Source organism: Kribbella sp. NPDC003505 (assembly GCF_040610875.1).
Lineage (GTDB): Bacteria > Actinomycetota > Actinomycetes > Propionibacteriales > Kribbellaceae > Kribbella.
The window spans coordinates 769,348-792,873 of record NZ_JBEXNA010000001.1; the positions used below are offsets into that span (position 1 = coordinate 769,348).

The following is a 23,526-nucleotide window of genomic DNA, read 5'->3' on the forward strand; positions in this document are numbered from 1 at the left end:
CCAGTCTCTCAACTGGTCACAAGGTGTCGGAGGAGGGCTGCCTTTTCGGTGTCGCCGAGGGGCCGTTTGGCGTGGGTGGCGCCGTCCACGGCGACGATCACCGACTCCGCCTTGGCGTACAGGTCCTCCGCGCCGGCGCTGCGGTCGACGATGCGGGAGCCGAGCGTGTACGACGACGTACCGACCGACGCGATCCATACGTCCACGTCGTACGGCGGGTGCCGGAGCAGGATCGGACGCAGGTAGTCCACCGTCTGGCTGACCAGGACGCACGGGTACTGCGCGAAGAAGTCGCCCGTCGTCTCCATCACCTGCCCGAGGAACGCGATTCGCGCCTCCTGCAGGTAGTCGAAGTACCGCACGTTGTTCACGTGGTCGTAGGAGTCGATGTCGGACCACCGGACCAGGACCGGGTGTGTATACATCAGGCGCCCACCAGCTTCTCCAGGGCGGTCCGCTCGACCGGGGTGATCCGGCGCAGGCGGTTGGCGGTGAAGTCGAACGGGACCAGCTTGGTCCGCGCCTCGACGTACGTCCGGCGTTCCGGCTCGGCGTCGAGGATCTCGTAGTCGACCGTGAACGACGCGGCCCGGATCTCGCTGATCCAGAGCTCGATCCGCACCGGCTCGGGCCGGAAGTGCAGCGGCGCGCGGTACTGCACCTCGTGCCGGGCCACCAGCAGGCCGGTCTCGAGGTTGTCGGCGCCGAGCTCCTTCGCGGTCCGGAACAGGAAGTCCACGCGGGCGTCCTGGAGGTAGTCCACGTACCGGCCGTTGTTCACATGGCCGAGCGCGTCCATGTCGCCCCAGCGCAACGGGCAGTGGTAAACGTGGCGGTTCCTCATACTTTGCCCACCCCACCGCCCCGGTCTGTGATGATCCACACCACGATCATGTCATCCGGGGTACTTCCCGGGTGACTGACCGTGGGTAATGTCATCTCCGGCAGACCAGTGGACCGAATGGAGTGGTTGATGAGTACGCAGCGGGTGGCGATCGTGACCGGGGCGGCCCGGGGAATCGGCGCGGCCATCGCGCAGCGGCTCGCCGCGGACGGTAACGCCGTCGCGGTCGTCGACCTCGACGAGGGCGCCTGCGAGGCGACCGTGAAGGCCATCACCGAGGCCGGCGGCAGGGCGATCGGCGTCGGCGCCGACGTCAGCAAGGCCGAGCAGGTCACGGCCGCCGTCGAGCGGGTGGCCGCGGAGCTCGGCGCGCCGACGATCCTGGTCAACAACGCCGGCGTCCTGCGGGACAACCTGCTGTTCAAGATGTCCGAGGACGACTGGGACACGGTCATGTCGGTGCACCTCAAGGGCAGCTTCCTGATGTCGAAGGCCTGCCAGGCGCACATGGTCGAGGCCAAGTACGGCCGGATGGTGTTCCTCTCCTCGACGTCGGCCCTCGGCAACCGCGGCCAGGCGAACTACGCGTCCGCGAAGGCCGGCCTGCAGGGCCTGGCGAAGACGCTCGCCATCGAGCTGGGCAAGTTCGGTGTCACGGCGAACGCGATCGCGCCGGGGTTCATCGAGACCGACATGACGGCCGCGACCGCGGCCCGGGTCGGCGTCGACTTCGAGGAGTTCAAGAAGGCGACCGCCGCGAGCATCCCGGTGCAGCGCACCGGCAAGCCGGAGGACATCGCCGCCGCGGCGTCGTTCTTCTGCAGCGAGGAGGCCGGCTTCGTGTCCGGCCAGGTCCTGTACGTCGCCGGCGGACCGCGGAACTAGGAGGCAGGCGACATGCCGCAGACGTTCAACGGCGTCGACGAGGTGGTGCACGCGGTCGGCACGACGCTCGGTGAGAGCGCGTGGCTGGAGATCACCCAGGAGCAGGTGAACCAGTTCGCCGACGCGACCGGTGACCACCAGTGGATCCACGTCGACGTCGACCGCGCCGCGAAGGGCCCGTACGGCGGGACGATCGCGCACGGTTACCTGACGCTGAGCCTGATCGCCCGCTTCGGCGACGAGCTGTTCAAGGTCGACGGCGTGACCGCGAAACTCAACTACGGCGTCAACAAGGTCCGCTTCCCGGCCCCGGTCCCGGTCGGCGCCCGGGTCCGCGCCGGCGCCTCGATCGCGAACGCCGTACAGACGCCCGCCGGCGTCCAGGTCTCCCTCAACTGGGTGATCGAACTGGAGAACTCCACCAAGCCGGCCTGCGTCGCCGAAACGGTCGTCCTGCTCGTCCCCTGAGTCAGATGCCGTCGACGAAGAACAGCGACACCACGCCGACGACCACGGTCCCACCGAGTCCGACGACCCAGCCGAGTGCGCCGGTGTCGACCAGATCCTGTCCGTGGAGCCCCAGCAGGCCGGCCAGCGCGAGCACGGCCGCTCCCACGCTGCCACCGGTGAGCAGGCTCGGCACGACGATGCGCGACGACCGCTGGAAGACCAGGCCGCCGAGCACCGCGATCAGAACTGCGATCGCCGCCAGCACGATCAGACCGGCACGGCCGGCCGGCGCGTCGGAGTCCGCGCGACCGAGTGCCGTCACGCTGCTCACCGATGCCGCGAGCAGGCCGAAGCCGGCGACGAAGTAGATCCCGTCGCCGAACTCCACCCAGAAGTACGTCTTGTAGTAGTGCTGCCGGTCCTTGCGATCGGTCAGAGTGGCGAGGAACGACCCACCCAGGGCACAGGCCAAGCCGGCGAGGCAGGTGATGAGCAGTGGGCGGTCCATCCCCACCACTATCTCCTGGCGCCACCCAGGCGGCAACACGAATCAGAGCGGGCAGATCAGCACCGCGTGCGTCGCGATGCGGTGGTAGCCGAGCCATTCGTTGACGGCGATCATGGGGGCGTTGCCGTCGTAGTTGGCGGTGTAGGCGCCGTGCACTCCGGCCTCGGCGGCGCGGTGCAGGGCCGCGGCTTTGACCAGCTTGGCCAGGCCGCGGCCGCGGTACTCGGGCATCGTCGAGGTCATCTTCGACCAGATCATCGTGTGGTCGCCGAGCCCCAGCGTGAACGCGACCACCCGGCCCTCGGACACGGCGGCGACGCTCAGATCGAGCACCGTGTCCGGGTTCCGCCAGACCCCCGCCAGCCAGTCGTCGTACGGCCGGGTGGAGATCTTGGCGTCGCCCGGTTTGGTGCGCTGGGCAACCATGTCGGCCTCGTACAGCAGCCGCGGATCGACGGCGCCGGCCGGCAACAGCTCCACGCCGCTCGGGATCTCGGGCAACTCCGGCGCCTTCCGCGGATCGATGCCCGCGTAGTGCACCTGGCGCGTCTGCCGGTACCCGAACCGGGCCGCCCAGGCGACCGATCCCGGGTCCGCGAACACTCGCGCCGACGTCGCGCCGGCCGCCCTCAGGTTGGCGTGCGTTGCCTCCAGCAACCGCGTCCCGATCCCCCGGCGCCGGTACTCCGGCCGGACCAGCACCCGCAACTCCCCGTCCAGCGGGTCGGAGCCGGCGATCAGGCCGTCCGTCGCCCAGCCCGCGAGCGTGGCGTCGTCGCCGACGGCCGCGAACGTTCCCCGACCGGGCGCGTTCCCGGTGCCGATCCGGCGGGCGAGCGCGCCCCGGGTGGTCACCAGGTACGGCACCAGTGCGTCGTGCAGCGCGACCGCCGCGTCCACATCGCGTGGCTCAGCCGCCCTGATCTCCATCTGAAACTCCTTGGGCACTCCAACGACACCGAAGTCTCCCGGAATCTAGCGCCATTTCAGGTGCATACCGGAAGTGAACCCATTACAGCTCTGTCTCAGAGGGTTTTCAGCAGCCCCAGCTCGGTCTGCACCCGGCGGTACCCGAGCCAGTTGTTGACGGCCAGCATCGGGCCGTTCTCGTCGTCGTTGGACGTGTACGCCGAGGTGATCCCGGCCGCCGCCGCGCGCCGGAGCGCGACCGATTTCACCAGCTTCGCCAGGCCGGTCCCGCGGTACGCCGGAACCGTGCCGGTCATGCCCGACCACATCCGGTCCGCGGCCGTCTCGACGACGGTGAAGGCCGCCAGCTCCTCGCCGGCCATCGCGCCGACGCTGAGCGACCTGTCCACCGAGGGGCTGTTCCAGACCTCCTCCAGCCACTGGTCGTAGTCGACCGAGTCCAGCGGCGAGTCGCTCGGCTCGTCCAGCGACGCGATCGTGTCGGCCGTGTACGCCGTCCGCGGATCCACGCTGTCCAGCGCCACGAGCTCGATCCCCGCCGGGGTCTCCGGCTGCTCGGGCAGCGCCGCCGTCAGGTCGAGGCCGGCGAAGTGCATCTGCCGCGTCCCGTCGTACCCGAGGTTGCGCGCGAACTCGAGCCCGTCGGGCTGCACGAAGGTCCGGACCCGGACCGCGCCGACCTCGGTGAGGTGCTGGTGCAGACGTTCGGCGAGCTCGCTGCCGATGCCCTGCTTACGGTGGTCCGGATGCACATAGATGCTGAGGTGGGCCTGCCCCGGCTCGCTGGTCCACACGTTGATCCCGGCCGACGCCCAAGCGACGATCTCACCCTCGTGCTCGGCGACCAGCGGCAGGAACCGCTCCTTCGGCGACTGCACCGTGATCAGGTGCCGCGTCGCCGCGGCCGACATCACCTTGTACGGCGCGACCACCGCCCGGACCGTTGCCACCGCCTCGGCATCGTCCCCCACCGCCAGCCGTACCACCGCCCGAGTCGTCATGCCCGGACCCTAGCCAGCAGGCAGGGCACCCGCCACGGATTAAGTGACGGGATCGCGCGCGTCCCGTGATTCGGATGTGCGCCGGACTCGTACTACAGTGGCGCGGTGCTGTCGGACTGATCGCCCCGACCGCCGGAAGTGCCATCGTGGTTCCACGCGACGGGGTCACCGGCGGCGGGGCGTCCGGGCCTAGGCTTGAGCTCATGCAGATCCCCGACGGTGCGGCGGCCGCCCGGACACTGGCCGGCCTGATGGTCTCCGACGCACCGCGCCCCGAGTTCGCCGAGCCGTTCCGCCCGTTCGCACCGCTGATCGGGAGCTGGGACCTCGACGTCGCCTGGTACGACGAGAGCGGTGCCGTGATCCGGCAGACCACGGGGGAATGGCATTTCGCCTGGGCGCTCGACGGCCGCGCGGTCGCCGACATCTGGATCACCCCGAGCCGAGCAGCGCGGGCGACCGACGGCGACGGGGAGTGGGGACTGTCGATCCGGATCTACGATCCCGGACTGGAGGCGTTCCGCTCGACCTGGCTGGGCCCGAAGGCCGCGTTCGTGATGCCGTTCATCGCCCACGCGACCGGGGACACCATCACGCTCGAGGCGCAGAACGCCAGTACCCGCTGGCAGTTCACCGGCATCACGACGACAGGATTCCACTGGCGCAACGAGGACATCGGTGCCGACGGCAACGTGATCCTGCGGCAGACGTTCGTGGCCACCCGTCAGCCGTAGGTCGCCACCGCCGCCTTCGCCAGCTCGAGCATCCGCGCCCTGATGCCGGCCGGCTCCAGCACCTCGACATCGCCGGCGAACCCCAGCAGCACGCCGCACGCGGCCTCGCGTACCCGGAAGTGCATCCGCAGGTGCGGCCATTCGTCGTCGGCCGGTACGTCGCGGGCCGCCTCCCCCTTGACCAGCATCGGCGTGGCGATCCGCCGGACCATCTCCACCCGGTCCGGCCGCACCCGAACCAGCACGTCCGCCCCGACCGGCAGCTGCCGCTCTAGCCCTGAGCGCAACCGCTCCCACTCGGCGCGGACGTCCAGCCCTTCCGGCCGCTCCGCCGCCTCGTCGAGTACGTCGGCCTGCTCGACACGGGAGACCCGGTACATCCGCGCGGCACCGCGATGCGCAGCCACCAGGTACCACCTGCCAGCCTGCTCCACGAGTCCCCACGGATCGACGGTTCGTTGCTGAACGCCCTCACTCGCCGACGCGTAGCGCAGCCGCACCCGGCGGCGGGTGACGACGGCCTGCCGCAGCACCGGCAACGCGCCGGTGTCCTCGGTGTCGGCGAACCACCGCCGCCGGTCCACCACGATCGCGCCCGACAACGCGTCCGCATCGCCTTGCAGCTCGGCGGGCAACGTCGCGGACAGCTTCCCCATCGCCGAGTGCAGCGCGTCCCGCAGCCCGAGCTCCTCCGACAGCGCCGCTCGCCCGGACCAGGCGAACAGCGCCTGCGCCTCGCGCGGCGTCAGCTCACTCACGTCGGCGCGATACCCGGGCAGCAGCACGCAGCCCCCGTTGCGCCCACGCTCGGAGTACACCGGTACGCCGGCCGCCGACAACGCCTCCATGTCCCGCATGACGGTCCGCGTCGACACCTCGAGCCGCTCGGCCAGCTCCCGCGCGCTCAGCCGCTCGTGCCGCTGCAGCAACAGGATGATCTGCAACAACCGGTCCGCGCGCATGTCCTCAACAATATGGGACAGAGGATGTCGTATATACCCCTCGAAGCTGGTCTTCATGACCAACGACCCACGCGCACTGTTCGTCCGCGCCCTCGACCAGACCCAGCAGCTCGTCGACACCACCGGGCCCGACGACCTCGACCGCCAGACACCCTGCGACGAGTACGACGTCCGCACTCTCCTCGGCCACCTGCTCACGGTCGCGGCGCGGATCGACCTGGCGCTGAACGGCGGCGACCCGCTGACCGTCCCCGTCGTCACCACCGGAGTCGACGACGTCCCGGCCGCCTGGAAGGAACGCCGCGTCGCGCTCGACGCCACCCTGGCCGACGACTCGATCCTCGGGCGGATCTGCAAGCTGCCTTGGGGCACCTTCCCCGGCGCAGCAGCCATCGCCGCGTACACGGGTGAGCTCGCCACCCACGCCTGGGACCTGGCCACGGCGACCGGCCGCCGTGACCAGCTCGACGAGGAGCTCGCGGCACAGGTGCTTCCGATGGTTCGGCAGTACGTCCCGGCCGAGCAGCGCGGCGGGCACATACCGTTCGGCCCGGTGGTGCCGGTGGCCGCCGACGCGCCGCCGTACGACCAACTGGCGGGCTGGCAGGGCCGCCGGCCCTAGGCGATCCCACCGTTCAGCATCAGCCCGCCGTCGATGGTGATGGTCTGGCCGGTGATCCACGACGCCTCGTCGGACAGCAGGAACCACACCAGTGAGGCGACGTCTTCCGGCCGGCCCAGCCGTCCCAGCGGGTACGTCGACGCCACCTTCTCCTCACGGCCCTCGTAGAGCGCTCCGGCGAACTTTGTCTTCACCACCGCCGGGGCCACGGCGTTGACCCGGATCTCCGGAGCCAGCTCGACGGCGAGCTCCTGCGTGACCCGGGACACCATCGCCTTGGTCGCGCCGTACCACCCGATGCCGGGCGACGGCCCCTGACCGGCCACCGAGGACAGGTTGACCACGGCCCCGCCGTGTGCGCGCATCCACGCGTCCCGGCAGGCCCGCACCCAGGCGATCGCGGCCAGCACGTTGGTGTCCACCATCTTGGCCGCGACCGTCTGGTCGACGTCCAGCAGCTTTCCGTAGATCGGGTTGATGCCGGCGTTGTTCACCAGCAGGTCCACCGAGCCGTACGTCGCCACCGCGGCCGCCACCACCTGCGACCGGTGCTCCGGGTCGGCGGCCTTGCCGGCCACCGCGAGCGCGTGCTCCCGGCCGCCCAGGGCCTCGACCGCCTGGTCGAGGGTCTCCTGGGTCCGGCCGGTGATGACGACCCGCGCGCCGTCGGCCACCAGGCGCTGCGCGATCGCCAGCCCGATACCGCGTGAGGCGCCGGTGACGATCGCCGTCCGGCCGTCGAGGCTCATCAGCTGAGGCGCTCGAGAACGATCGCCATCCCCTGCCCGCCGCCGACGCACATGGTCTCGAGGCCGAACTGCTTGTCCTCGAACTGCAGACCGTTGACCAGCGTGGTCATGATCCGCGCACCGGTCGAACCGAACGGGTGACCGAGCGCGATCGCGCCGCCGTGCACGTTCAGCTTGTCCTCGTCGATCCCGAGCTCGCGCGCGGAGCCGATCACCTGGACCGCGAACGCCTCGTTGATCTCGACCAGGTCGATGTCGTTGATGCTCATCCCGGCCCGGGCCAGCGCCTGCTTCGAGGCCTCGACCGGCCCGAGTCCCATGATCTCCGGCGACAGACCGCTGACGCCGGTCGACACGATCCGCGCCAGCGGCGTCAGGCCGAGTTCGCGTGCCTTGGTGTCGCTCATGATCACGACCGCCGCGGCACCGTCGTTCAGCGGGCAGCAGTTCCCGGCCGTCACGGTGCCGTCGGGGCGGAACACCGGCTGCAGCTGGCTCACCTTCTCCAGCGTCGTCCCGGCCCGCGGGCCGTCGTCCTTGCTCACCACGGTCCCGTCCGGCAGCGTCACCGGCGTGATCTCGCGCTCGAAGAACCCGTTGTTGATCGCCTTCTCGGCGAGGTTCTGCGAGCGGACGCCGAAGACGTCCTGGTCTTCGCGGCTGATGCCCCGCAGGGTCGCCACGTTCTCCGCGGTCTGGCCCATCGAGATGTAGATGTCCGGGATCTGCCCGTCCGCGCGCGGGTCGTGCCAGGTGTCGTTGGTCTCGGCGTACTTCTCGGTCCGCGCGACGGCGTCGGTGAAGAGCGGGTTGAACGAGCTCGGGTCGCCGACACCGGCGGAGCCGAAGTTCTTGTACCGCGAGACGCACTCGACGCCGGCGCTGACGAAGATGTCGCCCTCGCCGGACTTGATCGCGTGGTACGCCATTCGCGCGGTCTGCGTCGACGACGCGCAGAACCGGTTGACCGTGGTCGCCGGCGTGTTGTCCCAGCCGAGCTGCACCGCGACCCGGCGCGCCATGTTGCCGCCGTGCTCGTCGTGCGGCTCTGCGCACCCGAGCGCCAGGTCCTCGATCTGGTCGCCGGTCAGGCCCACCTTCTCGACCGCGGCCTCGATCATCTGTACGACGAGGTCGTCCGGCCGGATCGTGGTCAGCGACCCCTTGTACGCGCGGCCGATCGGCGACCGGGCCGTGGACACGATGACTGCTTCAGGCATGGTCAGTTCCCTTTCAGAGGCCCAGGTCGCGGCCGATGAGTTCCTTCATGATCTCGTTCGAGCCGGCCCAGATCTTGGTCACGCGGGCGTCGCGCCAGGCGCGCGCGACCCGGTACTCGTTCATGTAGCCGTAGCCGCCGTGCAGCTGGACGCAGGCATCCAGGATTTCGTTCTGCACCTGGGCGCTCCACCACTTCGCCTTCGCCGCGTCCACCGCGGACAGCCGGTCCTCGTCGTGCGCGACGATCGCGTTGTCGACGTACGACTGGGTGACCTCGGCCTTGGTGACCAGCTCGGCGATCAGGAACTTGTTGTACTGGAACGAGCCGACCGGCTGGCCGAACGCCTTGCGCTGCTTCACGTAGTCGATCGTCTCGGCCAGGATCTGCGTGGCGTGCGCGATGTTCGACACCGCGGCGCCGATCCGCTCCTGCGCCAGCCGCTCCATCATGTGGATGAAGCCGCGGTCCAGCTCGCCGAGCACGTTGTCGTCGCCGACGAACAGGTCCTCGAAGAACAGCTCCGACGTACCGGATTCGGTCTGGCCGACCTTGTCGAGCTTGCGGCCGCGGGCGAAGCCCTCCATGCCCTCCTCGACCACGAACAGCGTGATGCCCTTCGCGCCCTTGTCCGGGGTCGTGCGGGCCGCCACGATCACCAGGTCGGCCATGTCGCCGTTGGTGATGAAGGTCTTCGAGCCGTTCAGCACCCAGCCGCCGTCGGCCTTCTTCGCGGTGGTCTTAAGCGCGGCCAGGTCCGAACCGCCGGACGGCTCGGTCATCCCGATCGCGGCGACGTACTCGCCGGCGCAGAACTTCGGCAGCCAGCGCTGCTTCTGTTCCTCGGTGCCGAGGTCCACGAAGTACGGCGCGGCGCAGTCGTAGTGGATGCCGAAGCAGCTCGACAGCGAGGCGGAGACCTTCGACACCTCCTCGGCGAACACCGCGTTGAACCGGTAGTCGCCGACGCTCGAGCCGCCGTACTCCTCCGGCACGTCGAGGCCGAGGAAGCCCTGCTTCCCGGCCTCCAGCCAGGCGGCGCGGTCGATCGTCTTCGCTTCGAGGAACTGCTCCATCCGCGGCACCAGCGAGCGGTCGCAGTACTCCTTGGCGCTGGCGCGGAAGGCGTGGTGGTCCTCGCCGAAGATGACGCGCTCCATGGGGCCTCCCCGAGGATTGAGACAAATGGCTAAGCGCTTGCTTAGCTTCACGCGTTCGGTGCAAGGTGTCAACGTGTCCGCAGTCACCGATCCCCTGGTGTGGGAGCACGTCCAGCCGGCCGCGGCGCGCCGGCTGCTGACCGGCGCCGTCGACGCCTTCGCCGAGCGCGGCTACCAGGCCACCACCACCCGCGACATCGCCTCGCGCGCCGGGATGAGCCCCGCCGCGCTGTACGTCCACTACCCGTCGAAAGAGCGGCTGCTCTTCGAGATCAGCCTCTACGGCCACAATGCGGCCCTCGACGTCCTACGGTCCGCCGACACCGGTTCCGCGCCTGCGGACCGGCTCCGCTCGCTGGTCGCCGCCTTCACCGCCTGGCACGCGGAGCACCACACGATCGCGCGCGTGGTCCAGTACGAGCTCGCCGCCCTGTCACCCGAGCACCTGGCCGAGGTCGCGACGATCCGCCGGGCGATCTCCGCCCAGATCGAGCAGGTTCTCACTGACGGCGTGGCCGCGGGCGAGTTCACCGTGCCCGACCTGCCCGGCACCACCCTCGCCGTGCTCTCGCTGTCCATCGACGTCGCCCGGTGGTACACCCCGCACCGCGGCGACCCGGCCGCGCTCGGCAAGCTGTACGCCGACCTCGCGCACCGCATGGTCCAGGCATAGCAAAGACCCCGCACCGGGCGGCGCGGGGTCTTTCGGGTTTGCTGGGTGGGTCAGGCCTGCAGCGCGGCCTGGACGTCGAGGTGGATGTCCACCTTGTCACCGATCAGCAGCTTGCCGCCCTCGAGCGGCACGTTGAAGTCGATGCCCCACTCCTTGCGGCTGATCGACGCGGAGGCCTCGAAACCGATGATGGTCTGGCCGTAGGCGTTCTGGTCGACGCCGAGGAACTCGACGGCCAGCTCGATCGGCTTGGTGACGTCCTTGATGGTCAGCTCGCCGGCCAGGACGTAGTCGTCGCCCTCGGGCTTGATGGCGGTGCTGACGAAGGTCATCTTCGGGCTGTTCTCGGCGTCGAAGAAGTCGCCGGAGCGCAGGTGCCCGTCGCGCTGCTCGCTGCGGGTGTGCACCGACGCCAGCTCGATCGCGACGTTGGTCGTGGACTCCTCGATGCTGTCCTTGACGACGATCTCGCCGCTGAACTCCTGGAAGGTGCCGCGGACCTTGGTCATCAGGTGCCGGACGGTGAAGCCGACCTCGCTGTGCGCGGTGTCGAGGGCGTACGTGCCGGCGACCAGGCCGGGGATGCTGCTGGTCGGGGTGCCGGTGGTGGTGTCGCTCATGGGGTCCTCTCGGAAAGGGTCGTACTGGTCGGGGGCGACGCAGCCTCGGTAGTTAAAACTTCAACCGATGACTACGACAGTAGGCAGTAACGGTTTAAAAGTCAACTACATTCCCGCTACACTGTTCCCGTGACGATGGAGACTGAGATGGACCGGGGGACTCGGTGGCTCGACGCCGAGCAGCAGGTGGCGTGGCGTGCGTACCTGCTGGGCACTGCACGCCTGATGGCCAAACTCGACGACGATCTGCGCCAGTTCGGCCTCGGAATCAACGACTACGAGATCCTGGTGCGGCTCTCCGAGGCGCCCGACCGGCGGCTCCGGATGGCCGACCTAGCCGACCGGCTGCACCAGAGCCGGTCCCGCCTGACGCACACCGTCGGCCGCCTGGAGGCCGCCGAACTGGTCCGCCGCACGTCGTGCACGAGCGACAAGCGGGGCGTCTGGGCCGAGCTGACCGACGCCGGCTTCGCCCTGCTCGAGCAGGCCGCGCCGTTCCACGTCGAGGGCGTCCGGGAGAACCTGGTCGACCTCGCCAGCCCCGAGGACTTCGCCGCCGTCGGCCGGGTCTTCGACGCCGTTTCCGAGCACATCGGCCAACGCTGAAGCCGACGGCTAAAGCGTTTGAGACCGGCCGTCCGCATCGGGGAACCTTCTTCGCGTGACGGAACTCCCCCAGGACGGCCGGGCCGGTATCGACGCAGCGCTGGTACGGCGACTGATCGCACAGCAGTTCCCGCAGTGGGCCGACCTCCCGGTGACACCGGTCGAGGTCGACGGCTGGGACAACCGGACGTACCGGCTCGGCGCCGGGCTGACCGCTCGGCTGCCGACGCACGCGAGCTACGTGGCGGCCGTGGACAAGGAGCACACGTGGCTGCCGGTTCTCGGTCCACAGCTCCCGGTCGAGATCCCCGAGGCCGTCGCGAAGGGTGCACCCGGCGAGGGCTACCCGCACCCCTGGGCGATCCGGCGCTGGATCGACGGCCGGACCGCGTCAGCGGACACCGTGACGGACCTGCCCGGCTTCGCTCGGTCGATCGCGGAGTTCATCCGCGCCCTGCAGGACGTCGACCCCACCGGCGGGCCGCTCGCCGGTGCGCACAGCTTCCATCGCGGCGGGCCCCCGGCGTACTACCACGACGAGACGATCGAGGCCCTCGCCGCACTGAAGGGCCGGATCGACACCGATCTCGCGCGTGAGGTGTGGGACGCGGCGCTGACGACGTCCTGGGACCGGCCGCCGGTGTGGTTCCACGGCGACATCGCCAACGGCAACCTGCTGGTCCGCGACGGCCGGCTCTGCGCGGTCATCGACTTCGGTACGTCGGGAGTCGGCGACCCTGCGTGCGACCTGGTGATCGCCTACACGTTCTTCTCCGGCGCCTCCCGCGCCACCTTCCGGGAGACGGTCGACCAGGACGCCGGCACCTGGGCCAGGGCCCGCGGCTGGGCGCTCTGGAAGGCGCTCATCACCGAGGACCTGCGCGTCGTCGGCAACGTTTTGACAGACTATCTGGCGCAGACCGTTTAGCCGCGCGGCAACCGGCGTTACCGTCGGAAGATGTGGTGGTTTCTGGCCGCCTTGGGGGGCGGGAGTTTGGCACTCGCGGGCCGGTACTTCTGGGACCGGCGAGCCGCCCAGCGCGGTGACGCCGAGGAACTGGAGCAGATCCGCAAGCTGGCCGACGAGGACGTGACGCTGCTCGGCGAGGAGCTGCGGCGGCTGGACACGCAAGTGGAAGGGCATCCGCTCGACCCGGACGCTCGGGCGGACTACCAGGTGGCACTCGACGCGTACGAGGCGGCGCAGCGGGCAGTCACGCGCATCCGGAGCGCCGAGGGCATCAGCTCCGTCACCGACACGCTCGCGACCGGTCGCTACGCGATCGTCTGCGTCCAGGCGCGGATGCGCGGCGAGCCGGCGCCGGAGCGCCGGGTTCCGTGCTTCTTCAACCCGCAGCACGGTCCGTCGACGACCGACATCGTCTGGACCCAGCCGAAGTACGGAACCCGGACCGTCCCGGCCTGCGCGCAGGACGCCGCCCGCATCCGCGCGGACGAGGAGCCTGAGGTCCGCCTTGTCCACTATGGCGGCCGCCGCGTCCCGTACTGGCAGGCCGGCGCCGCCGTCACGCCGTACGGGCAGGGGTACTTCGCGGCCGGCGCCGGCGCGAGCTACATCCCGCTCGCCGGCTTCGAGGCCCAGAGCGGCGCGGCCGGCGGCTGGGGTGACATCGGCATGCACGGGCATGACTTCGGCGGTTTCGACGGTGGCGGTTTCGACGGTGGCGGTTTCGACGGTGGCGGGATCGACGGGGGCGGCGACGGCTGACTCAGACGTACGCCGTGACGCCTTCGTACTCCCCCACCGGAGCGGCGCCGACCGCCTCGTACTCGAGCAGCATGAGCCCGCTCGGCGTCGACTCCTGCGCCTGAAGCCTCAGCCCTGCCGTGTCACCCGGCGGCTCGAACAACCGCCTTCCGGCGCCGAGTACGGTCGGCGCGACGACCAGCCGCACCAGGTCGACCAGCCCCGCCTTCAACAGCGCGTACCCGAGCCGTGCGCTGCCGTGGATCTGCAGCTCGCCGCCTGGCTGCCGCTTCAGCTCGCCGACGTCGTCGAGGCCGGTCAGCACCGTCGTCGGATGCCAGGTGCCCGCGGTTCGCGTGCTGGTCACGACGTACTTCGGTAGGGAGTTCATCCGCTCCGTGTACGGATCATCGGGATCAGTGATTTGCGGCCAGTCGCGCGCGAACGCGTCGTACGTGCGTCGCCCCAGGAGCAGCCCGTCGGCGTGTCGGAGCCATTCGGCCGTCCGGCGTACGAAGAGCTCGTCGATGTACGGCACGAGCCACCCGCCGCGTGTGAAGCCGTCGCTCGTGTCCTCGGTCGGCGAGCCCGGCCCCTGGCTGACGCCGTCGAGCGTCACGAACTCCGTCAGTACGAGCTTCATCTCTCCACCAACGTCGCCAGCTGCTCGGTGACCGTTCCCCAGCCGTCCGCGAACCCCATTTCCGCATGCCGGCCGCGAGTGGCCGGGTCACCGTGCCGAGCGATCATCCGGTACGCCGTACCGTCCGGGTGGTCGTCCAGGAGCACCTCGGCCGTCATCGCGATCGGCTGCGGATCCGCCGGCCGCCAGGTGCTGTCGATCGTGTTCGTGAAGGCGATCCGCTCGAGCTCGTCGGCCACCAGGACGACCGCCTCGAGATGCGGTACGAAGTCGCCGCCGTCCTGGCTGAACCGCGTCACGATCGCCCCGCCCGGCCGCATCTCCAGCCGCTCGACCCGGCACAGCGCCGGCGCCGGCACCCACCACTGCTCGAAGCGTCGCGGATCGGTCCAGGCCCGCCACAGGGCCTTGCGGGGCGCGCGGATCACCCGCTCCACCATCAGGTCCAGCTCCGGATCGAACCCTGTACGACTCACGATTCCTCCTCCTCGATGACGAAGCGCTCCAGCCGGTCGGTGCGCTCCTCCCAGATCCGCCGCTGCTCGGCGAGCCAGTCGTCCACCAGCTCCAGCCGCTCCCGGTTGAGCACGCAGGTGCGCACCCGGCCGGTCTTCACGGTGCGGATCAGCCCGTTCGACTCGAGCGTCCGGACGTGCTTCATGAACGACGGCAACGTGATGGGGAACTCCGCCGCGAGCTCGCCGACGCTCGTCGGTCCCCGCCCCAGACGCCGGATCACGCTGCGCCGCGTCGGATCGGCGAGCGCCACGAAGACGCCGTCGACCTGCTCCGAATACTGTGCCATGAGGCTAAGTATTGCCCGAGCTCGATAGTTAACGCAAGGGCTAAGTGTTGGAACGTGCGAAGGGCCCCGGCTCCTGATGAGGAGCGGGGCCCTTCGGGTCGTCGTCGGTTAGTCGCGCGTGAGCTTGCGGTGGGTGACGCGGTGCGGCCGCGCCGCCTCCGGCCCGAGACGCTCGATCTTGTTCGCCTCGTAGGCCGCGAAGTTGCCCTCGAACCAGAACCAGTTGGCCGGGTCGTCGTCGCTGCCCTCCCAGGCCAGGATGTGCGTCGCCACCCGGTCGAGGAACCACCGGTCGTGGGACACGACCACCGCACAGCCCGGGAACTCCAGCAGAGCGTCCTCGAGCGACTGCAGGGTCTCGACGTCCAGGTCGTTGGTCGGCTCGTCGAGGAGGAGCAGGTTGCCGCCCATCTTCAGCGTCAGCGCCAGGTTCAGCCGGTTCCGCTCACCGCCGGACAGGACACCGGTCAGCTTCTGCTGGTCCGGGCCCTTGAACCCGAACGAGGCGACGTACGCCCGGCTCGGCATCTCGAAGTTCGCGACCTTGATAAAGTCGAGCTCGTCGGACACCTGCTGCCAGACCGTCTTCTTCGGGTCCAGGCCGCCACGCGACTGGTCGACGTACGAGATCTTCACGGTCTCGCCGAGCTTCAGCGAGCCCGCGTCGGGCTGCTCCTCGCCGACGATCATCCGGAACAGGGTCGACTTGCCGACGCCGTTCGGGCCGACGATACCGACGATGCCGGCCCGCGGGAGGCTGAAGCTCAGGCCGTCGATCAGCTTGCGGTCGCCGAAGCCCTTCTCCAGCTTGTTCACCTCGAGCACGGTGCTGCCCAGGCGCGGGCCCGGCGGAATGTTGATCTCGTCGATGTCGAGCTTGCGGTTCCGCTCGGCCTCGGCGGCGAGCTCCTCGTATCGCGCGAGCCGGGCCTTGCTCTTGGTCTGCCGGGCCTTCGCGTTCGACCGGACCCACTCGAGCTCGCGCTCCAGGATCTTCTGCCGCTTGGCGTCCTTCTGACCCTCGACGACGAGGCGCTGCTTCTTGGTCTCCAGGTACTTCGAGTAGTTCCCCTCGTACCCGTAGGTGCGGCCGCGGTCGAGCTCGAGGATCCACTCGGCGACGTTGTCCAGGAAGTACCGGTCGTGGGTGATCGCCATGACGGCGCCCGGATACTTCTGCAGGTGCTGCTCGAGCCACAGCACGGACTCGGCGTCCAGGTGGTTGGTGGGCTCGTCGAGCAGCAGCAGATCCGGCTGCTGCAGCAGCAGCTTGCAGAGCGCGACCCGGCGGCGCTCACCACCGGACAGCTTGTCGACGATCGCGTCCGGCGGCGGGCAGCGCAGCGCGTCCATCGCCTGCTCCAGCTGCGCGTCGATGTCCCAGGCGTTGCGGTGGTCGAGCTCCGTCTGCAGATCGCCCATCTCGGCGAGCAGCGTGTCGTAGTCCGCGTCCGGATCGGCCAGCTCGGCGGAGATCTCGTTGAAGCGGTCCAGCTTCTGCTTGGTGTCGCCGACGCCTTCCTGGACGTTCTCCAGCACGGTCTTGCCCTCGGTCAACGGCGGCTCCTGCAGCAGGATCCCGACCGTCGCGTCCTCGGCCAGCCGAGCCTCGCCGTTGGAGGGCTGGTCGAGCCCCGCCATGATCTTGAACAGCGAGGACTTACCGGTGCCGTTCGGCCCGACCACGCCGATCTTCGCCCCGGTCAGGAAGTTCAGCGTCACATTGTCGAGAACGACCTTGTCGCCGTGCGCCTTCCGGACGTTGCGAAGCGTGTAGATGAATTCCGCCATACCCCAGAGCCTATGTCATCCACAGCCTCCGACTTTCCCCGCCCGACCCGGTCCCGATCGGTGCATCTTCTCCGTGGACAGAACTCTTCACGGAAGGCGATCCCATGAGCCTCAACGAAACCTATGTGACAGTCTTCGGCCGCGTCGGCAGCGAGCCTGACCTCAAGGAGCGTGGCCACTCCCCCCACTTGTCGTTCCGGCTCGCCTCCACCCCGCGACAGTTCGACAAGAACCTCGGCTACTTCATCGACAAGACCACCACCTGGTTCCAGGTCGAGTGCTGGCGTCAACTGGCGCAGAACACCGCCGACTCGGTGCAGCTCGGCCAACCGGTCATCGTCGCCGGCAAACTCCGCACCCACGAGTGGAGGGACGACAACGGCGAGCCTCGCAGCCGCCTGGTCCTGGAAGCCTTCGCCATCGGCCACGACCTGAACCGAGGCACCACCAGCTACACCAAATCCGCGCCCCGCTCCGAAGCCTCCGCGCCTGAAGTCACCGCCACCCCGTTCCCCGCCGAGGAATACTCCGCCACCTCGCTCCCGCTGACAGCCGACGCCGCATGAGCTCGACGACTCCCAGCGCCCCCGCAGCGCAGGTCCGCGACGCCGCCGGACCCTATAAGTCAGTGTTGACTTATATAAGTGAATCCCGGCATTGTGGAGGTCTCCAGACCACTTCAGAAGAGGGAACCACCCGTGATCGACATCCTCGAGCACCTCAACGCGGTCCAGCGCGAGGTCAGCCGCACCGGCGAGACCGTGACGGTGCTGATGCGCCGTTCCTACCGGGCGGAGCCGGCCGAGGTGTGGGACGCGCTGACGGATCCGGAGCGGATGCGGCGCTGGTTCATGCCGGTCAGCGGCGACCTGAAGGTCGGCGGATCGTTCCAGCTGGAGGGCAACGCCGGCGGCGACATCCTGGAGTGCGATCCGCCGAAGCGGTTCAAGGTGACCTTCGGCGGCCCGACCAGCCTGCTGGAGCTCCGGCTGCTGCCCGGCGCGGATTCCTCCACCGAGCTCGAGCTGGAGCACTCGATGGGCGAGGCCCCGGCGCCCGGCGGCTCCGGCGCGCTCTGGGTCGGGCCAGGCTGGGACGGCGGCCTGCTCGGCCTCGCCCTCTACGTCACCGGCGAGCTCCCGGCCGACGCCGACCCGGTCGAGATGGCCAACTCTCCCGAGGTCGTCAACTACAACGAGCAGTCCGTCCGCGCCTGGATCGAGGCGATCCGGGCGTCCGGCACCACGACCGAGGAGGACCTCCTCGGCGCCGCCAAGATCTCCCTGTCGCAGTACGCGCCAGACGCCGAGCTCTGATCGCCCTCGCCGTCGCGCGTCGTCTCGTCCGAGAGGCGCGGCGGCAGAGCAGCGCCTGCCCGCCGGCAGAGATACCGGCGACCGGCGGACTATCCGCGGGCAGCGGCGACGCTGTCCCTGCACTTCGTGTATGCCGCGAGCTCCGCGCGCGCCGGCGCCACAACGTGGCTGTCGGCAACGTTAACCAGCTCGGCGCGGAGCGCCGTCGCTACCTGCCGGGAGCGCCGCAGCGCGCCGTTCGTGGCGAACACCCGGCAGACGAACGAGAGCGCCACTCCAAGGACGGCACCACCGACCAGCATGATCCACGCGTAGGGAATGCCGTTCCATTCCGGCAGCGGCGGATCGTTCCGGTCGGCGATCCGCGCCACCAGCAAGGCGATCAGCCAGGCGGCGCCGCCGAGCGTGACCAGGAACAGCAACCACTGCACGACCCTGGCGAAACCCCACCACCCGGGGTTGCCGGACACACCCAGATCCGTCCGCGCGACCGCCTGGTCGAGTTCGTCGCCGAGCGACTCCTCGCGCCGCCTGATCGCCGTACGCACCGAGTCCGCCCACGGGCGCGACAGCCCCTCGGCGGCCTTGTTCGTGATCGTGCGGACCGCGGCGTCCATCCGCGCCCGCTGCACCGGCGTTGCCGCAGGCAACGAAGAGCGTGCGATCGCGACCTCGCTCGCCGCGGACTTGCGCAGTGCCTTGCCCTGCTCGCGCGACACCTGGTCGCCGTGCAGCCGCCGCAACGGATCCGGACGGAACCGCCCGAGCCACTTGGTCAACGGCCACCCGGTCGCCGCCCGCGCCCGCTGCAGGTAGGAGCGCCGTACGGCGTCCGACACGACGGACAGCCCGCTCGCGTCCGCGAGCGCGTCGACGAGCTCGGTGACGTCGGCCTCCGCGATCTCCGGCGTCTTGGCGTTGCCGCACTGGCTCGCCATCCGGTCCGCGACCCGATCGACGTCGGCCGCGAGCCGCTCCCGGGCGGAGCGCTTGTTGCTGACCCGCTTGACCAGCAGCGAACGGACTTCTTCCAGACCGTCGCCGCTGACGGCCGACGTGGCGACGACGGTCGGCGACTTGAGGCCGTCCGACTTCAGCAGCCGCTCCAGGTCCTCGAGGCAGCTCTTCCGCTGGTCGGGCGTCAGCTTGTCGATGTGGTTGAGCGCGAACACCATCACCGGAGAATGCGAGGCGAACGGCTTGATGTAGCGGTTGTGCAGCGCCGCGTCGGCGTACTTCTGCGGATCCACCACCCAGACGAGCAGGTCGACCAGCTCCACCAGCCGGTCGACGATCAGCCGGTGCTCGACCTCGGTCGAGTCGTGGTCGGGAAGGTCCAGCAGCACCAGACCGTCGAGATCCTCGGACTGGGCTTCCTCGAGCGAGCTGCGGTGCTGCACCTGGTGCCGGCGCGGGATGCCCAGCCAGGTCAGCACCTCACCGGCCGGCTCGTCACCCCAGACACAGGCCAGCGGCATCGAGCTCGTCGGCCGGCGGGTTCCGATCGCGGCCAGGTCGAGCCCGGTCAGCGCGTTGAACAGCGACGACTTCCCCGAGCCGGTCGCTCCCGCGAGCGCCACCACGGTCAGGTCGCCCGACATCCGCAGGCGCTGCGCGGCCCGGTCGACGATCTGCCCGGCCTCGGTGAGCACCACGGGGTCGAGCCGGCCGTCGCCGGCCTCCGCGGCCGCCTCGAGCGCGTCGATCTTCTTCAGGACATCGGTCTCGGCCCGCGCCGGGGTCTCGACCGTATCCACTGTTTCCGTCACGTGCAGTCCTCCACCGCGCGCGCGGCCTCGGTGAGTTGCCTGGCCGTCTCGGCGTCGACCGGATGCTGGTCGAGGACAGCCAGATACCGGGCGAATTCGGCATCCATCAGGGCATGAACCTTACCGTCCAGCTCCTCGCGTGCCTTGTCCACCATGCCCTGAACGGCCTTGTCGCCGAAAACTGCCTCCAGCAGTCGCTTCCCGACCACCGCGCTGCCCGCGCCGGCGCTGGCCTCGGCACCCTTCGGAATGCCTGCACCGCTGGCGAACACCACCACCATGAGCGAGAGGCCCAGCCCGTTGACGCCGTACTCCAGGATCCGTGCCGTCGACTTCTTGTCCGCGCCTTCCTTGCGGACCAGCTCCAGGACGAACGTCTGCCACTCCCGGACCGACCGGCTCGCAGCGGCCGGGAAGTCCTCCGACACCACGCCCAGCGCCTGCCCGCTGTTGCCGTCGGCATCATTCGCCTCGGCGGCGGCCAGAAGCTGGCGACCGGGAGCACTTGCCTGCCAGACCTTCTCCGCGCGTTCTGCGGCGGCTGTCGCGTGCTCACCCAGCAACGACTCCAGACCGGACTGGATCGCGTCGCTGACGTCACGGGTCTCCGCCGGCTTGTTGCCGAGCGAGCTCTTCAACCGATCCCGCAGCCGACCGGCATTGGACTGCAGACCCTTCAGCAGCTCGCCGGTCCCGACGAACTCCTGCCACCGGGCCAGCACCTCGCCCCGCAGCAGCGTCCCGTCCTGGCACGCCTTCGCGATGTCCTTGACGCCCTGGTCGTATGCCGACTCCACCGAGGACCGCAGCTCCACCGCGGTGTCTGCCTGCGCCTTCACCGCCTCGGCGAACGGCGGGGTCTTCTTCACCATCGCACTGACCGCGCCCTGCAGGGTTCGGCGCACGACCGCCGCCCGCGCCTCGGCGTCGGCGGCCAGGTCCGCGAGCCAGTCCTTGATCGAGGCAACGGCCGCCTGCGGCAACATCCCGTTGCCATCGACAACCGTCTCCTGGATCGAGAACAGCGGCGACTCGCCGAGCCCGCGCTCGAGCAGCATCTGCGCGAGGTGGCCGGTGATGTCGTCGATCGTCTCGCTCGGCGCCCGGTCGAGCACGACCGCGACCGCCGTACTGCGATCCGACGCGCTCTGCAGGAACTCCCACGGCACCGCATCGGAGTACCGGGCCGCCGTGGTCACGAACAACCACAGATCCGCCGCCGCGAGCAGCTGGGTCGCGAGATCACGATTCGTCTCGACGACCGAGTCGATGTCCGGCGCGTCCAGGATCGCCAGGCCCCGGGGCACGCTGTCGGCCTCCACCAGCCGCAACTGCCCCGCGTCCTCCATGCCGCCCGGCTCGTCCGAACTGGTCCGCGCCATCCCCGGCAACACCCGGTCCCCCACGAACCAGTCGGCATCGGCGGGGTGATGAATCAGCACCGGCGACCGCGTCGTGGGCCGCAGTACGCCCGGCTCGCTCACGACCTTGCCGATCACCGTGTTCACCAGCGTCGACTTACCGGCGCCCGTAGACCCACCCACCACAGCCAGAATCGGAGCCTCGAGCTGCACCAGCCGAGGCAACAAGTAGTCGTCCAGCTGATCCAGCATCGCCTTCTGCTGCTGCCGAGCCTCGTCAGCCCCGACAACCTCCAACGGCAACTGACTCCCCGCCAGCACGCCCCGCAGCTTCATCAGCGCCGTAATAAGCGCCATAGCAGCCTGCTCAGCCGCCAACCGCCGAGCCAACTCCTCCCCGGTCAGCTCCGGCTCATCCGGCCCCTCAGAACCGTCACCAGCACCACCCTCGGCAGCGTCACCCTCAGCCGCTTCACCCTCGGCAGCACCCTCGTCAGCCGCATCGTCCGCAGCAGCCACAACGGCGGCACCATCGGTCGAGTCGTCGCCCGACGCACCCACCTCATCGACGACCGCGCCCTCGCCGGCGGGATCAGCTGGCTCGTCTCCAGCGCCGTCCCCGGCAGCACCGCCCTCGACAGCACCTTCTGCAGCCGTGCCGCCCTCCCCAGCGACGGCGTCATCAGCCGAGTCATCCCCCGACGCACCCGCCTCGCCGGCCGGAGCGTCTCCAGCGTAGTCCCCGGCAGCGCCGGCCTCGACGGCATCGCCATCGGCGACCGACTCGCCTTCCTCAGCAGCAGCGTCACCAGCCGAGCCATCCCCCGACGCACCCGCGCCGTCACCGGCGAGGTCTCCGCCTACAGACTCGTCAGCGCCGTCCGCCGCCGAGGAATCGATCGACTCGTCGCCGGCACCATCCACGCCAGTGCTGTCGGCCGACCCATCGGACTGCTCTGCACCCGCAGACTCATCCGACTGACCAGCAGCCTCATCAGCAGCCGCCCCAGCGCCCACTGCAGCCGCATCCGCGCCCTCAGCAACGCCGGCACCAACCTCGACGTCCGCGCCAGCCTCAGCACCCGCGTCGGACCCCTCGACCGGGCCGGCTGAGGCATCCGCCTCGCCGGCTCCAGACGCCACGCGGTCCGCATTGCCAGCCTCAGCCGCGTCCTCCGCGGGCTGCTCGCCCGCATGCTCCGCAGCGCCGTCGCCATCCTCGCCATCGCCTGCAGCCGCCGCGGGCGCCTCCACCGCTCCATCGGCTTGTACGTCGCCCTGAGAGTCAGGCGCCGCCCCCTCGGCACCACCGGCAGTACCAGCCGCCTCGCCAACTTCAGCCCCGCCACCAGCTCCAGCCCGGCCCCCAGCTTCAGACCCATCGCCGGCTTCGGGCCTATCGCCGGCTTCAGTCGCGTCGTCAGCTTCAGTCGCGTCGTCAGCTTCAGGCCCGTCGCCGGACCCGACACCCTCGCCCGCACCGTTGGCCGGGCCCGCTTCGTCTCGGTCGCCCGCACGATCCGTCTCGTCGGCACGGTCTGAGGGGCCCACACCGTCGGCGACGTCCGCGGGGTGCGGCTCATCAGCACCGTCGGCGGCCTGGGCCGTGTGAGCTGAGGCGTCGGCCGTCTCCGCTTGTTTGGGGAGGCCGATGATGATGTTGCCGTACTCGAGAGGGAATCCGTCGGGTGACTCGTCAGGTTCGTACACGACACCGACGGCCGAGCGCGGACGCTCGCCTGCGGTTGCCGGGCGTACGGCGGCCTGCTCAGCGGTCGACGTACCAGTTCGGCCGTCGGCGCGGCCGGTCGTCGTACCAGCAGTTGCCGAACCTGCGGAGCCCTCGCCGTCTACCGGGCCAGGGTCGCCGCCTTCCGCGGCCGTCAGCCCAGCTGAGGCCTGGCCGTCTGGGTTGCCGGACGCAGTTTCCACGGCGGAAGCGTCCTCTGCGTCGGCTTGCACGGCAGACGTCTCCCCGGCAGTTCCATCCTGGGGCCCGGTCCCTGGGGCCGTCGCGCCAGAATCGGCGTCGGTGGACGCGTCAGCCCGGGCAGGAGCGTCAGCTGACCCGTTCGCCGTCGTACGGGCTTCTGCGGGCGCGTCTGCCGCTTTGCCGTCTGCTGACACGTTTGCGGCGTCGCCCGCTGCGGAGTCCGCTGGGACGTCCGTC

General features: G+C 69.8%; 26 protein-coding genes. 10 read left to right on the forward strand and 16 right to left on the reverse strand.

The annotated features are described in order from the left end of the window. Nucleotides 1-8: 8 nt before the first annotated feature. Nucleotides 9-425, reverse strand: a complete 417-nt coding sequence (locus ABZX12_RS03670) for an acyl-CoA thioesterase (protein ID WP_355689486.1) — start codon at nt 423-425, stop codon at nt 9-11. Next, nucleotides 425-844 carry a thioesterase family protein gene (locus ABZX12_RS03675; protein ID WP_355689487.1) on the reverse strand — a complete coding sequence of 140 codons (420 nt, stop codon included), beginning with the start codon at nt 842-844 and terminating at the stop codon, nt 425-427. Before ABZX12_RS03675 ends, ABZX12_RS03670 begins: the two co-directional genes overlap by 1 nt. Before the next feature lie 126 nt (nt 845-970). Here ABZX12_RS03675 and ABZX12_RS03680 point away from each other — a divergent pair, with 126 nt between their 5' ends. Together ABZX12_RS03680 and ABZX12_RS03685 are read left to right on the forward strand one after the other, a co-directional pair. Then, nucleotides 971-1,729, forward strand: a complete 759-nt coding sequence (locus ABZX12_RS03680; protein ID WP_355689730.1) for an SDR family oxidoreductase — start codon at nt 971-973, stop codon at nt 1,727-1,729. Nucleotides 1,730-1,741: 12 nt separating this feature from the next. After that, nucleotides 1,742-2,197: a MaoC family dehydratase gene (locus ABZX12_RS03685; RefSeq protein ID WP_355689489.1), complete on the forward strand. Its 456-nt coding sequence runs from the start codon at nt 1,742-1,744 to the stop codon at nt 2,195-2,197. Between the two features lies 1 nt (nt 2,198). Here the strand turns inward: ABZX12_RS03685 and ABZX12_RS03690 are convergent, their stop codons facing one another. From ABZX12_RS03690 to ABZX12_RS03700, 3 genes are all read right to left on the reverse strand, one after another. Beyond that, on the reverse strand, nt 2,199-2,687 hold the full coding sequence (locus tag ABZX12_RS03690; RefSeq protein WP_355689491.1) for a hypothetical protein: 489 nt from the start codon (nt 2,685-2,687) through the stop codon (nt 2,199-2,201). A 42-nt stretch (nt 2,688-2,729) separates the two neighbouring features. Continuing rightward, nucleotides 2,730-3,617 (reverse strand): GNAT family N-acetyltransferase, encoded by an 888-nt coding sequence (locus ABZX12_RS03695; protein WP_355689493.1) that lies wholly within the window; start codon nt 3,615-3,617, stop codon nt 2,730-2,732. Nucleotides 3,618-3,712: 95 nt separating this feature from the next. Next, the gene (locus ABZX12_RS03700; RefSeq protein WP_355689495.1) at nt 3,713-4,618 is read right to left on the reverse strand and encodes a GNAT family N-acetyltransferase; all 906 of its coding nucleotides are present in this window, start codon (nt 4,616-4,618) and stop codon (nt 3,713-3,715) included. Between the two features lie 203 nt (nt 4,619-4,821). Here ABZX12_RS03700 and ABZX12_RS03705 point away from each other — a divergent pair, with 203 nt between their 5' ends. Continuing rightward, nucleotides 4,822-5,352, forward strand: coding sequence for a hypothetical protein (locus ABZX12_RS03705; RefSeq protein WP_355689497.1), 531 nt, complete (start codon nt 4,822-4,824; stop codon nt 5,350-5,352). Here the strand turns inward: ABZX12_RS03705 and ABZX12_RS03710 are convergent. Further along, on the reverse strand, nt 5,343-6,314 hold the full coding sequence (locus ABZX12_RS03710) for a WYL domain-containing protein (protein ID WP_355689498.1): 972 nt from the start codon (nt 6,312-6,314) through the stop codon (nt 5,343-5,345). The genes ABZX12_RS03705 and ABZX12_RS03710 overlap by 10 nt on opposite strands. Before the next feature lie 55 nt (nt 6,315-6,369). Between ABZX12_RS03710 and ABZX12_RS03715 the strand changes: the two genes are divergently transcribed. Further along, nucleotides 6,370-6,936 carry a TIGR03086 family metal-binding protein gene (locus ABZX12_RS03715; RefSeq protein ID WP_355689500.1) on the forward strand — a complete coding sequence of 189 codons (567 nt, stop codon included), beginning with the start codon at nt 6,370-6,372 and terminating at the stop codon, nt 6,934-6,936. On the opposite strand, the gene ABZX12_RS03720 is transcribed toward ABZX12_RS03715, so the two are convergent. The 3 genes from ABZX12_RS03720 to ABZX12_RS03730 are packed head-to-tail and all read right to left on the reverse strand — an operon-like array spanning nt 6,933 to nt 10,064. Beyond that, a complete protein-coding gene (locus ABZX12_RS03720) occupies nt 6,933-7,685 on the reverse strand; it encodes an SDR family oxidoreductase (protein WP_355689501.1) in 753 nt (250 codons plus the stop codon). The genes ABZX12_RS03715 and ABZX12_RS03720 overlap by 4 nt on opposite strands. Continuing rightward, complete coding sequence (locus ABZX12_RS03725; protein ID WP_355689502.1) at nt 7,685-8,905, reverse strand: acetyl-CoA C-acetyltransferase; 1,221 nt, start codon at nt 8,903-8,905, stop codon at nt 7,685-7,687. Before ABZX12_RS03725 ends, ABZX12_RS03720 begins: the two co-directional genes overlap by 1 nt. Before the next feature lie 13 nt (nt 8,906-8,918). Continuing rightward, a complete protein-coding gene (locus ABZX12_RS03730; protein ID WP_355689503.1) occupies nt 8,919-10,064 on the reverse strand; it encodes an acyl-CoA dehydrogenase family protein in 1,146 nt (381 codons plus the stop codon). Nucleotides 10,065-10,137: 73 nt separating this feature from the next. Between ABZX12_RS03730 and ABZX12_RS03735 the strand changes: the two genes are divergently transcribed. Further along, nucleotides 10,138-10,737, forward strand: coding sequence for a TetR/AcrR family transcriptional regulator (locus ABZX12_RS03735; RefSeq protein ID WP_355689505.1), 600 nt, complete (start codon nt 10,138-10,140; stop codon nt 10,735-10,737). A 50-nt stretch (nt 10,738-10,787) separates the two neighbouring features. On the opposite strand, the gene ABZX12_RS03740 is transcribed toward ABZX12_RS03735, so the two are convergent. After that, on the reverse strand, nt 10,788-11,357 hold the full coding sequence (locus ABZX12_RS03740; RefSeq protein WP_355484153.1) for a YceI family protein: 570 nt from the start codon (nt 11,355-11,357) through the stop codon (nt 10,788-10,790). A 147-nt stretch (nt 11,358-11,504) separates the two neighbouring features. On the opposite strand from ABZX12_RS03740, the gene ABZX12_RS03745 reads away from it, so the two are divergent. Genes ABZX12_RS03745 through ABZX12_RS03755 form a run of 3 tightly spaced genes read left to right on the forward strand, consistent with a single transcriptional unit; the run spans nt 11,505 to nt 13,692 of the window. Further along, the gene (locus tag ABZX12_RS03745) at nt 11,505-11,963 is read left to right on the forward strand and encodes a MarR family transcriptional regulator (protein WP_355689732.1); all 459 of its coding nucleotides are present in this window, start codon (nt 11,505-11,507) and stop codon (nt 11,961-11,963) included. Nucleotides 11,964-12,018: 55 nt separating this feature from the next. Then, a complete protein-coding gene (locus ABZX12_RS03750; protein WP_355689506.1) occupies nt 12,019-12,891 on the forward strand; it encodes an aminoglycoside phosphotransferase family protein in 873 nt (290 codons plus the stop codon). A gap of 30 nt (nt 12,892-12,921) precedes the next feature. Next, complete coding sequence (locus ABZX12_RS03755) at nt 12,922-13,692, forward strand: hypothetical protein (protein ID WP_355689507.1); 771 nt, start codon at nt 12,922-12,924, stop codon at nt 13,690-13,692. A 1-nt stretch (nt 13,693) separates the two neighbouring features. Here ABZX12_RS03755 and ABZX12_RS03760 read toward each other — a convergent pair whose 3' ends face one another. From ABZX12_RS03760 to ettA, 4 genes are all read right to left on the reverse strand, one after another. Then, on the reverse strand, nt 13,694-14,314 hold the full coding sequence (locus ABZX12_RS03760; protein ID WP_355689509.1) for a dihydrofolate reductase family protein: 621 nt from the start codon (nt 14,312-14,314) through the stop codon (nt 13,694-13,696). Beyond that, nucleotides 14,311-14,790, reverse strand: coding sequence for an SRPBCC domain-containing protein (locus tag ABZX12_RS03765; RefSeq protein ID WP_355689510.1), 480 nt, complete (start codon nt 14,788-14,790; stop codon nt 14,311-14,313). The genes ABZX12_RS03760 and ABZX12_RS03765 overlap by 4 nt, the downstream gene beginning before the upstream one ends. Continuing rightward, nucleotides 14,787-15,119: a metalloregulator ArsR/SmtB family transcription factor gene (locus tag ABZX12_RS03770; RefSeq protein WP_355689512.1), complete on the reverse strand. Its 333-nt coding sequence runs from the start codon at nt 15,117-15,119 to the stop codon at nt 14,787-14,789. The genes ABZX12_RS03765 and ABZX12_RS03770 overlap by 4 nt, the downstream gene beginning before the upstream one ends. Before the next feature lie 108 nt (nt 15,120-15,227). Beyond that, the gene (gene ettA, locus ABZX12_RS03775) at nt 15,228-16,910 is read right to left on the reverse strand and encodes an energy-dependent translational throttle protein EttA (protein WP_355689514.1); all 1,683 of its coding nucleotides are present in this window, start codon (nt 16,908-16,910) and stop codon (nt 15,228-15,230) included. Between the two features lie 104 nt (nt 16,911-17,014). Between ettA and ABZX12_RS03780 the strand changes: the two genes are divergently transcribed. After that, a complete protein-coding gene (locus ABZX12_RS03780) occupies nt 17,015-17,476 on the forward strand; it encodes a single-stranded DNA-binding protein (RefSeq protein ID WP_355689515.1) in 462 nt (153 codons plus the stop codon). Between the two features lie 132 nt (nt 17,477-17,608). Continuing rightward, nucleotides 17,609-18,226: an SRPBCC family protein gene (locus ABZX12_RS03785; protein WP_355689517.1), complete on the forward strand. Its 618-nt coding sequence runs from the start codon at nt 17,609-17,611 to the stop codon at nt 18,224-18,226. 89 nt (nt 18,227-18,315) lie between these two features. Here the strand turns inward: ABZX12_RS03785 and ABZX12_RS03790 are convergent, their stop codons facing one another. Together ABZX12_RS03790 and ABZX12_RS03795 are read right to left on the reverse strand one after the other, a co-directional pair. Then, complete coding sequence (locus ABZX12_RS03790) at nt 18,316-19,995, reverse strand: GTPase (RefSeq protein WP_355689519.1); 1,680 nt, start codon at nt 19,993-19,995, stop codon at nt 18,316-18,318. Further along, entirely contained in the window at nt 19,992-22,610 is a 2,619-nt protein-coding gene (locus ABZX12_RS03795) for an AAA family ATPase (protein ID WP_355689520.1), read from the reverse strand. Before ABZX12_RS03795 ends, ABZX12_RS03790 begins: the two co-directional genes overlap by 4 nt. Nucleotides 22,611-23,526 lie beyond the last annotated feature (916 nt).